Annotated in this window: 1 pseudogene; it reads right to left on the bottom strand. The window is 43.2% G+C overall.

Going from position 1 to position 680, the window contains the following annotated elements:
• Positions 1 to 680, bottom strand: a pseudogene (locus tag R7093_RS25755) (HlyD family type I secretion periplasmic adaptor subunit); the annotation flags it as partial.

Raw genomic sequence — 680 nt, 5'->3', positions numbered from 1 at the left:
CACTAACTCTAACAACGTTTGTCCTGAACCAATAACCCCCTTTTCAGTGAACACTTGCATGTTCACTACGCGGCCTGAGATTGGCGCATTGATTGAAGTTCTAGCCACCACATCTTGAGCAGATCGATACTCTTCACGAATAGCAACGACTTCTTTTTTGGTATTCCGCAACTCTTCGACGATTTCATTCAATCTTTCGAGCTTTAACTCTTCTATCTTGGCTTGGTTCTCGTCTAACCTTTTCCCAACGGTTAAAGATTGCCGATCAAGCTGACTTAGAGTACTGCGAACCTCTGCGGCAAGCCGTTTGAGTTGCAACAAAGTGGATTTGCCAGAAAACCCCTTCTGGACCAAAGCTTGGTTACTTGCAATTTCTTCTTCAATAAAGTTGAGGCGTTCTCTTTCGATGACTTTGGTTTGCTTAAGATTTTCGAGCTCTAAGCTCGCACCAGAAATACTTTGTTCAATAATACTAAGCTTGCTCTCAAAAAAACGCTTTCTGGCAGTAAAGATCTTGTTTTGCACTAACTGTGCTTCTTTTACGATGTTTACACGAGGAATCGCTTCTAGATCACCAGACCACGAGATATCCGCTAATTCATCCAATTCGGCACTCAGCCGGTTTTCCTTCGCTAGCGTGTGAATGTACTGACCACTAACTGCATCTAACTTGGCCATTG

The organism is Vibrio sp. 1580 (genome assembly GCF_033340055.1).
This window is presented reverse-complemented; position numbering and strand designations above follow the sequence as displayed.